Source organism: Pseudomonas sp. Sample_24 (genome assembly GCF_004307605.1).
In the GTDB taxonomy this organism is placed as follows: domain Bacteria; phylum Pseudomonadota; class Gammaproteobacteria; order Pseudomonadales; family Pseudomonadaceae; genus Aquipseudomonas.
The window spans coordinates 1-9,704 of the sequence record NZ_RCNW01000148.1; the positions used below are offsets into that span (position 1 = coordinate 1).

At 59.6% G+C, this 9,704-nt stretch carries 6 protein-coding genes and 1 pseudogene; 2 read left to right on the forward strand and 5 right to left on the reverse strand.

The features are described 5' to 3' along the window. From D8V06_RS07335 to D8V06_RS07345, 3 genes and pseudogenes are all read right to left on the reverse strand, one after another. Positions 1 to 238: pseudogene (locus D8V06_RS07335) on the reverse strand (glycerol acyltransferase); the annotation flags it as partial. 96 nt (positions 239 to 334) lie between these two features. Continuing rightward, positions 335 to 1,486, reverse strand: a complete 1,152-nt coding sequence (locus D8V06_RS07340; protein WP_130930706.1) for a TDT family transporter — start codon at positions 1,484 to 1,486, stop codon at positions 335 to 337. 118 nt (positions 1,487 to 1,604) lie between these two features. Further along, the gene (locus D8V06_RS07345) at positions 1,605 to 2,801 is read right to left on the reverse strand and encodes an MFS transporter (protein ID WP_130930707.1); all 1,197 of its coding nucleotides are present in this window, start codon (positions 2,799 to 2,801) and stop codon (positions 1,605 to 1,607) included. 151 nt (positions 2,802 to 2,952) lie between these two features. On the opposite strand from D8V06_RS07345, the gene D8V06_RS07350 reads away from it, so the two are divergent. After that, positions 2,953 to 3,489, forward strand: a complete 537-nt coding sequence (locus D8V06_RS07350; protein WP_130905266.1) for a TetR/AcrR family transcriptional regulator — start codon at positions 2,953 to 2,955, stop codon at positions 3,487 to 3,489. 135 nt (positions 3,490 to 3,624) lie between these two features. Further along, entirely contained in the window at positions 3,625 to 7,095 is a 3,471-nt protein-coding gene (locus D8V06_RS07355) for a PAS domain-containing hybrid sensor histidine kinase/response regulator (RefSeq protein WP_056852922.1), read from the forward strand. Positions 7,096 to 7,110: 15 nt separating this feature from the next. Here the strand turns inward: D8V06_RS07355 and rmuC are convergent, their stop codons facing one another. Both rmuC and D8V06_RS07365 read right to left on the reverse strand, forming a co-directional pair. After that, entirely contained in the window at positions 7,111 to 8,454 is a 1,344-nt protein-coding gene (rmuC, locus tag D8V06_RS07360) for a DNA recombination protein RmuC (RefSeq protein WP_177434392.1), read from the reverse strand. Between the two features lie 196 nt (positions 8,455 to 8,650). Beyond that, on the reverse strand, positions 8,651 to 8,974 hold the full coding sequence (locus D8V06_RS07365) for a hypothetical protein (RefSeq protein WP_082557531.1): 324 nt from the start codon (positions 8,972 to 8,974) through the stop codon (positions 8,651 to 8,653). Between the last annotated feature and the right edge of the window lie 730 nt (positions 8,975 to 9,704).

The window sequence follows — 9,704 nt, forward strand, 5'->3', positions numbered from 1 at the left end:
CGAATTTTTCCCCGAACTGCCCGGCCAGCGCCGAGAACAGGAAAAACGGCAGGATGAACAACAGCGCACACAGATTGACCCAAATCGAACGATCACCGTCGATAGTGAGTTTGTACAGGATGGCGAGGATCAGCGACTGCTTGAAGATGTTGTCGTTGAACGCCCCCAGGGACTGGGTCACGAAGAACGGCAGGAATCGACGTGTGCGCAGCAAGGTGAACTGTGAGGGGTGACTCATCTTCCATGTTTCCCTGAGGTTGGGTAAAAGTGACCGGGTTTTCTGATTGGATTGTCGAACCTCGATCCAGGCCACACATTACCTAAACTTCGCAGGTTATTTCTTTAATCCTGCAATGCATGGCGAGACGAACAGCTCCCCTCTCCAGGCGCCCTGTACAGTGCGCGTGCCTACGATCAGCCACATCACCGCCAACAACGCCACCAGAGCACAACCAGACACACTGAAAAACATCAGGTGCAGGGTGCTGGCCAACTTCAGCGTTGCCAAAGAGTAGACCCCCAACGGAAAGGTGAAGCCCCACCAGCCGAGATTGAAAGGAATGCCGGCACGCAGATAACGCAGGGTGATCAGGATCGCTATCAGCATCCACCACAAGCCGAAGCCCCACAACGTGATGCCTGCGACCAGGCCCAGGCCGGCGGCAATCTCGCCGCTACCCGCCATACCGTTGGTGGCGAAAATCGCTGGCGCATCCGCGCCCAGCAGCAACATGCCCAGCGCGCCGGTGCCGATCGGCCCCAATGCCAGCCAACTGGAAGCGGCCATGTTTTCGTGGGGCAATTTGTGCAGGGCCATGCGCAGCAGAAGAATCGTCAGAATGCTGAACGCCACCGGCAAGGAAAACGCCCAGAGCACGTAACTGGTCACCAGCACCACCAGTTGCGAATGAGCGTCGGCCAGGTGCGGCGCCAGCAAACCACCGCTGACGGCGGCCACTTCCGCCGCCACCACCGGCAGCAACCAGACAGCGGTCATTTGGTCGATGCGGTGTTCCTGGCGGGTGAACATCATGTAGGGAATCAGCACCCCACACGCCAGCGACATCGCGACATCCAGCCACCACAGCACCTCGGCCAGTGCGATCAAGCCTTCGCCCCAACGTGGCAAACCGAACAGCAGAAAGCCGTTGATGATGGTCGCCAGCCCCATGGGAATCGTGCCGAAAAACATCGAAACCGTGGAATGTCCGAAAATCCGGCGAGCCTCGTCGAAAAACAAAACCCAGCGCGCGGCATAAAGGCCCGTGAACAATACAAACAACAGAATATTGAACAGCCAAAGACCTTCGGCGATTGCGTGCAGCGCGGGATTGGCGCCCGGCAATTGTGCCAGCGCCAAAGCCAATACACCGGTGCCCATGGTGGCGGCAAACCAGTTGGGGGTGAACTGGCGAATGACTTCCATTGGATGTTGCAGATGACGAAACGGCTTGATACCGGGTTTGGCGATGTGGGTGCAGGTCATGATGAACTCCTGTCCTCTGGTGAGGTGGAGTTCATCATAGAGCCAGATGGAATATCGATATAACGGGTAATATCTCTAACTGTTATCTATTTTGCAGATGTACACCTCCTACAGGAGATTACGCACGACCTGAAGCATTGCTGATGCTGGCGTTACGTTGGCGCATCAATGAAAACAAAGCGCTCAGCGACAGGACGATCAATGCAACACCATAGCCATCAGTGGTTCTGACCAGACCAAAACCGTGCGTAAGGTTGCCGGCCAGCAACGATGGCAGGCAGAACGCCAGATAGCTGAGCACGTAGTACGCCGACATCAACCCCGCCCGCTCATGGGGCAAGGCCAGCGGCACCAGACTGCGCACGGCCCCCAGAAACCCGGAACCAAAGCCACACCCGGCGATGAGCGTGCCCACGAAAAACAACGTCAGGCTGGAACTGTGTACACCCAGCAGAATCAACACGATACCCATCGGCAGCAGGCTGGCTCCCAATTGCAGCGACCTGGCGGCCGGGCGATTGCGCAAGGCGTAGATCATCAGCGCGCCCGTCAGTGTCAGAGCGGCGACAGTCGCGCCGCCGATCAAGTTTGATGTCGAGCCGGTGGCCGTGCGTACCAGCGAGGGTGCCAGTGAGGCGTAGAAACCACCGAGCGCCCAGGTCGCGGTGTTGAGCGGCAACACCCGCCACATTGTCGGACGCGCCTGGAAGGGCACATGCAGCGTGGGACGTAATGAAACCCAGGCGCCGGGCTGTCGCGAAACGCTTTCCGGCAAACGCCAGACGTACACCGCCTGCATCGCAAACAAGACCAACAGCAGCCAATAGGTCAAGTGCAGCGGTGCCGGCGCAAACTGCGCCAGCAAACCGCAGCCCAACCCGCCCATGGCCATGCCGATCAAGGGTGCCACGCTGTTGATCAGCGGCCCATGCTGGCGGTCCGTATCAAGTAGCGTTGCACTCAGCACCGCAGTCGCCATCCCGGTGGCAAAGCCTTGCAGGACGCGGGCACTGATCAGCCAGGTAACACTGTCGGCATGAATAAACATCAACATCGCCAGGATGTTCAGTAGCACCGCGGTGAAGATCACCGGTTTGCGGCCCAGGTAATCCGAGAGCGAACCGACCGTCAGCAGCGCCGCCAGCAAACTGAGGGCATACACGCCGAAAATCAGGGTCAGCACCGCAGCCGAGAACTGCATTTGCTCCTGATACAAGTAATACAACGGTGTCGGCGCGGTGGATGCCGCCAGAAAACTGAGCAAGGTGATTGCCAGGAACCACAGGCTGGACCGGTTCGAACGAGTACTGGACATGCGCACACTCCGCAAAAGCTAATTTTTTGCTTTTGCGAAGTGTGCTACCGGATAGCGCTTAAAGCAAATTCTTTGTGTTAAGGTCCGATGCATGGCTTTTTAGAAACGGCGCTGCCTTGAAAAGACTCCGCCGCGAAACAGGAAACACATCATGAGCACGCCCGCTTTACGTCCCGGTGGCCGCAGCGCCCGGGTACAGGAATCGATTCATAACGCCGTGCGCGAGCTTCTTGAAGAACAGGACCGCGCCACCCTCACCGTGCCGCAAATTGCTGCTCGCGCAGGGGTCACGCCGTCGACCATCTACCGGCGGTGGGGAGAATTGTCGGTGCTGCTCGCGGACGTCGCCCTTGCGCGCATGCAACCGGAAACCGAGTCGGCCAACACCGGCAGCCTGGCGGGTGATGTGCGCGCCTGGGCGGAACAGTATCTGGACGAGATGAGCTCAGCCCCCGGCCGCAACATGCTGCGCGACGTGCAGTCGAGCCTCAAGCCGAGCTACTGCGCAACGATCATTGGCGGGCAATTGCAGGTCATTCTGGATCGCTACCCGGATGAACCACAGCCCGGTGTCGACCGGCTGATCAACATGATCGCGGCGCCCATCGTGTTCCGCATCCTGTTTTCCGAAGCGCCGCTGGAGGTAGAGGAGTTGCATCGATTGATCGAGATTGCACTGACTCAGTGACGACCCTATCGAGAGCAGCCCCCTGCGACAGCCCGCCACGCCACGACCTTGGTCGACACTGACTAACCCCTGCCATCGTGCGAGACTGTCTGTCCGGGCGGGAGGCCCGGGTGTCTTTGGTTGCCGGGAGTTCCCATGTCGCTGTCCAGCGGGCTGATCGCCGCCGTCGCCCTGGCCTATATGGCCATCATGTTCGCCATCGCCTTTTACGGTGACCGTCGCAGCGCGCCGTTGCCACCGCGGGTGCGTGCCTGGGTGTACAGCCTGTCACTGGCCGTCTACTGCACCAGCTGGACGTTCTTCGGTGCCGTTGGCCAGGCCGCCGAACAGCTGTGGTCGTTCCTGCCGATCTACCTTGGACCGATCCTGCTGTTGATCGGGGCGCCGTGGGTCCTGCAAAAAATGGTGATGATCAGCAAGCAGGAGAACATCACTTCGATTGCCGACTTCATTGCCGCACGCTATGGCAAATCCCAGTCGCTGGCGGTGGTGGTGGCGCTGATCTGCCTGGTTGGCGTGCTGCCCTACATTGCCTTGCAGCTCAAGGGCATCGTGCTCGGCGTGAATCTGCTGATCGGTGCGGGCGCCGACGCCATGGGCGTTCGCGCACAGGACACCGCGCTGGTGGTGTCGCTGGTGCTGGCGCTGTTCACCATTGTTTTCGGTACGCGCAACCTCGATGCCACTGAACACCACCGTGGCATGGTGCTGGCGATTGCGTTCGAGTCACTGGTTAAGCTGTTCGCCTTTCTGGCGGTCGGCGCGTTCGTGACCTTCGGTTTGTACGACGGTTTCGATGACCTGTTCAATCAAGCCATGCTCGCCCCACGCCTGGAGCAATACTGGAAAGAAACCATCAACTGGCCGTCGATGGTGGTGCAAACCGGCGTGGCGATGATGGCGATCATCTGCCTGCCGCGACAATTCCATGTGACCGTCGTCGAAAACATCGACCCGCAAGACCTGCGTCTGGCGAAGTGGGTGTTTCCGGCCTATCTCGCTTTGGCAGCATTGTTTGTCGTACCCATCGCCCTGGCCGGCCAGATGATGTTGCCGAGCTCGGTGTTGCCGGACTCTTTCGTGATCAGCCTGCCGCTGGCCCAGGCTCACCCTGCCCTCGCGTTGCTGGCGTTCATCGGCGGTGCGTCGGCGGCCACCGGCATGGTGATCGTGGCCAGCGTCGCACTGTCGACCATGGTTTCCAACGACATGCTGTTGCCATGGCTGCTGCGCCGCAACAACGCCGAGCGTCCATTCGAAGTGTTCCGCCAGTGGATGCTCTCGGTGCGCCGCGTGAGCATCGTGGTCATTCTGCTGCTGGCCTACGTGAGCTATCGGCTGCTGGGCTCGACCGCCAGCCTGGCAACCATCGGCCAGATCGCTTTCGCCGCGGTCACGCAACTGGCACCGGCAATGCTCGGCGCGTTGTACTGGAAACAGGCCAACCGCCGTGGCGTGTTTGCCGGCCTCGCCGCCGGCACCTTTCTGTGGTTTTACACGCTGATCCTGCCGATCGCCGCCCATAGCCTCGGCATGTCCCTGAACAGTTTCCCGGGCCTGGCCTGGCTGCACGGCAATCCACTGAACCTGCCGATCACCCCGCTGACCCAAGGCGTGGTGCTGTCTCTGGCGGGTAACTTCACACTGTTTGCCTGGGTTTCGGTGCTGTCGCGCACCCGCGTGTCGGAGCACTGGCAGGCTGGCCGATTCATCGGCCAGGAAATCAGCGCCCGCCCCAGCGCGCGCTCGATGCTCGCGGTACAGATCGACGACTTGCTGCAATTGGCCGCCCGCTTCGTCGGCGAAGAACGCGCCCGCCAGAGCTTCATCCGCTTTGCCTATCGCCAGGGCAAAGGCTTCAACCCGAACCAGAACGCCGACGGTGAATGGATCGCCCATACCGAACGCCTGCTCGCCGGCGTACTGGGCGCCTCGTCGACGCGGGCGGTGGTAAAGGCAGCCATCGAAGGTCGGGAGATGCAACTGGAGGACGTCGTGCGGATCGCCGACGAAGCCTCGGAAGTCCTGCAATTCAACCGTGCGCTGCTGCAAGGCGCCATCGAGAACATTACCCAAGGCATCAGCGTGGTCGACCAGTCACTGAAACTGGTGGCCTGGAACCGGCGCTATCTGGAACTGTTCAACTACCCGGACGGTTTGATCAGCGTGGGTCGCCCCATCGCCGACATCATCCGCTACAACGCCGAACGGGGACTGTGCGGCCCCGGCGAAGCCGAAGTACACGTCGCCCGGCGCCTGCACTGGATGCGCCAGGGGCGTGCGCATACGTCGGAGCGATTGTTCCCCAACGGGCGGGTGATCGAACTGATCGGCAACCCGATGCCGGGTGGTGGTTTTGTCATGAGTTTCACCGACATCACCCCATTCCGCGAGGCCGAGCAGGCGCTGACCGAAGCCAACGAGAGCCTGGAACAGCGGGTAGCTGAGCGTACCCGTGAGCTCTCACAACTCAACGTCGCGCTGACCGAAGCCAAGGGGACCGCCGAGGCGGCCAACCAATCGAAGACCAGGTTCCTGGCAGCGGTCAGCCATGATTTGATGCAGCCACTGAACGCTGCGCGGCTGTTTTCCGCGGCCTTGACTCATCAGCACGACGGTTTGCCCGGTGAGGCGCAAAAACTGATCCAGCACCTGGATAGCTCGCTGCGTTCTGCCGAAGACTTGATCAGCGATCTACTGGACATTTCCCGCCTGGAAAACGGCAAGATCAATCCTGATCCCAAGCCATTTGCCCTCAGTGAATTGTTCGACACCCTTGGCGCCGAATTCAAGGCGTTGGCTCGTGAGCAAGGCCTGCAATTCCGTGTCCGGGGCAGCAAGCTGCGCATCGACAGCGACATCAAACTGCTGCGCCGAATCCTGCAGAATTTCCTCACCAACGCCTTCCGCTACGCCAAAGGCCCCGTGTTGCTTGGGGTTCGTCGCCGCAAAGGCGAGCTATGCCTGGAAGTCTGGGACCGCGGACCGGGTATTCCGGCAGACAAGCAGCAAGTGATTTTCGAAGAATTCAAACGTCTCGACAGCCATCAGACACGGGCGGAAAAAGGCCTGGGGTTGGGCCTGGCGATTGCCGATGGTCTGTGCCGCGTGCTGGGTCACACCTTGCTTGTACGCTCTTGGCCAGGACGCGGCAGCGTATTCAGCGTCCGAGTACCGCTGGCCCGAGCGCAAACGGCGCTGCCCGCCAAGGCTGTCGAACTCAATGGCAAGTTGCTCAATGGCGGCCAGGTGCTGTGCATCGACAATGAGGACAGCATTCTGATCGGCATGAACAGCTTGCTCACGCGCTGGGGTTGCCAGGTCTGGACCGCACGCAACCGCGAAGAGTGCATGACCCTGCTCGCTGAGGGGATGCGACCACAATTGGCGTTGGTCGATTACCACCTGGATGACGGCGAGACCGGAACCGAATTGATGGCGTGGTTGCGAACTCGACTCGGTGAGCCTGTACCGGGCGTGGTGATCAGCGCCGACGGGCGGCCAGAGACCATCGCTCAGGTACATGCGGCCGGACTGGATTACCTGACCAAGCCGGTCAAACCCGCGGCGTTGCGGGCGTTGTTGAGCCGGCATTTGCCGTTGTAGCGTCAGCGAAAACCCTTATTCCGGCAACTCGACCAAGCCATCGACATCGGTCATCGCCCGCTCCAGCAAATCTGCGGGCAAACTCTTGCTTGCCCTGGCCCCGAGCAACTTCAGTTGCTCGCTGCGACTGACCAGATTGCCGCGCCCTTCGGTCAACTTGTTACGCGCCGAGCTGTAGGCCTTGTCCAGTTGCTGCAGGCGATTGCCCACCTCGTCGAGGTCCTGGATAAACAACACAAACTTGTCGTACAGCCACCCGGCCCGCTCGGCGATTTCCCGGGCGTTCTGGCTTTGTCGTTCCTGCTTCCACAGGCTGTCGATAACCCGCAGTGTCGCGAGCAACGTGGTTGGGCTGACGATCACGATGTTGCGGTCGAACGCCTCCTGAAAAAGCGTCGGCTCGGCCTGCAATGCCGCGGAAAACGCTGCTTCGATCGGCACGAACAGCAACACGAAATCCAGGCTGTGCAAACCGTCGAGCCGCTTGTAATCTTTGCCGGCCAGGCCTTTGACGTGATTACGCAGAGACAGCACGTGCTGCTTGATGGCGATCTGGCTGATGCCTTCGTCCTCGGCCGCCACGTATTGCTGATAAGCCGTGAGGCTGACTTTGGAGTCGACCACCACCTGCTTGTCGCCGGGCAAATAGATGATCACGTCGGGCTGGAAACGCTCGCCGTCCGGCCCCTTGAGATTGACTTGAGTCTGGTACTCACGGCCTTTTTCCAGGCCGGCATGTTCGAGTACCCGCTCCAGGATCAACTCGCCCCAGTTGCCCTGGGTCTTCTGCCCTTTCAAGGCACGGGTCAGGTTGGTGGCTTCGTCGCTCAGGCGCAGATTCAGCTGTTGCAGGCGTTCCAGTTCCTTGGCCAGGGAGAAGCGCTCGCGCGCCTCGGCCTGATAACTTTCCTCGACACGTTTTTCGAACGATTGAATGCGTTCTTTCAGTGGGTCAAGCAATTGTCCCAGACGCTGCTGGCTGGTTTCGGCAAAACGCTGTTCACGCTCATCGAAGATTTTCCCCGCCAACTCGGCGAACTGAGCGCGCAACTCGTCTCGGGAGCCCTGCAGGTCGTTGAGGCGTTGTTGATGGCTTTCCTGTTGTTCGCGCAGTTCAGCCTTGAGCGAGGCGGCCTGGGCATCCAGGCGCCGCAACTCGGCTTCCTTGCCGGCGCGCTCGATGTTCCAGGCATGGGCAGCATCCCGGGCGTCATCGCGTTCGATCTGCAATAACTCGACTTCACGGCGCACAGCGGCCAAATCTGCCTGCCTGGCGGCATTGGCCTGCCCCAGATCAGCGATTTCATCGCGACAGGTTTCAAGTTGTGAACTCAAGCCATCCTGCGCCAGTTGGGCCATGGTCAGACGCTCTTCCAGTAACGCAACGTCCGCTTGCGAGTTGCTCGCCCGGCGCTGAAGCTGCCAGGCCAATACCAGCAAAGGCAACGCAGCGCCTGCCAGACCGAGCAAGGCGCTGGTCAAGTCCATAGCCATAGCCATTCCTGCCTTCGAATTAAAGTTTGAAGGTTAACCAAGGCGTCAGGTCTTGGACAGCTCAGTCTTCGATCAGCCCCAGTTCCTGTTGTGCGCGCTGATCACCCGCCCGTGCGGCCTGCCGCAACAGGTCCTGGCCGATCCGGCGGTCCCGGGCATTCCCGCATTCGCGGCACATCAGTTGGCCCAGGCGGCTTTGCGCGGCCACCACGCCCTCACGGGCAGGTTGTTTGAGCAAACGCCCGGCGATGTGTTTGACATTCGGGTTTTCGCCCAGTCGCGGACTGTCCAGCAACCACTCTGCGACCCGCATCGAAAAACGCTTGGGAGGGGCAACAGTGGATGTTTTGGAGGAAGAGGAATCGGATGGTGTACGAAACTTCATAAAGCACTGTGGGCAGATCGGAAGGCGCGCCACTCTACTCTTTTTTTCTTACAGGTAAAGCTGAAAAAATCCCGGCACGCCCGTCCTAGAGCAAGCGCTCGGGACAATCCACAGAAGCTGTGGATAACTCAGTGGACAACCGCCCTTGAAGAGCCGCAAAGCCCTGTGGAATGGGGCCTGCAGTCAAACTGACGATTTTTTCACCAGTAAAAAAAACCGATGTTTTTCATTGACTTAAATTTTGGTTACAGGCACCCACTCCTCTCTGGAGCGGGATGACAGTGGCGTTACAGTCTGTGCAACTAATGTGTACAAGTAGCTCGCCGATGGTTATATCGAGGCGTTTTTTCGGCGCGATTTGGCATCGGTCCTGGGGATAAATCGCGGCAAACCCGCATTCCAGGCCGTTTGTCATCCGTCGGATGGTCATGACCATCGGTCGGAATCCGGATCATCCAAGCTCGCTATCAGGGCTCATGTCGGTTTTTTTACGGCTGTTCCAGGACCCCCTGGATATTCCTGTGGCTATCACACTTCCCTTTGCCGATTCAATCCGTTAGTATCTCCGGCGTTAGTACCAAGCTGAAAGTCAATTCTGGTCGAACAAATCCCCCCGGACTGCCTTCCCGATGGAAGCCCAACCGATAAAAGCGGGATCGACCACCTCGATGGTTTCCAGGTAAATCTTGCGTCAACACAGCCTTTGAATCGAAAGCAAAGGGTGTTGCCA

What these genes read in the sequence shown, in the direction of transcription:
- D8V06_RS07345 (WP_130930707.1), bottom strand. Translation starts at nt 2,801, where the DNA reads ATGTCCAGTACTCGTTCGAACCGGTCCAGCCTGTGGTTCCTGGCAATC.
- D8V06_RS07355 (WP_056852922.1), top strand. Translation starts at nt 3,625, where the DNA reads ATGTCGCTGTCCAGCGGGCTGATCGCCGCCGTCGCCCTGGCCTATATG.
- D8V06_RS07340 (WP_130930706.1), bottom strand. Translation starts at nt 1,486, where the DNA reads ATGACCTGCACCCACATCGCCAAACCCGGTATCAAGCCGTTTCGTCAT.
- D8V06_RS07365 (WP_082557531.1), bottom strand. Translation starts at nt 8,974, where the DNA reads ATGAAGTTTCGTACACCATCCGATTCCTCTTCCTCCAAAACATCCACT.
- rmuC (WP_177434392.1), bottom strand. Translation starts at nt 8,454, where the DNA reads ATGGCCCAACTGGCGCAGGATGGCTTGAGTTCACAACTTGAAACCTGT.
- D8V06_RS07350 (WP_130905266.1), top strand. Translation starts at nt 2,953, where the DNA reads ATGAGCACGCCCGCTTTACGTCCCGGTGGCCGCAGCGCCCGGGTACAG.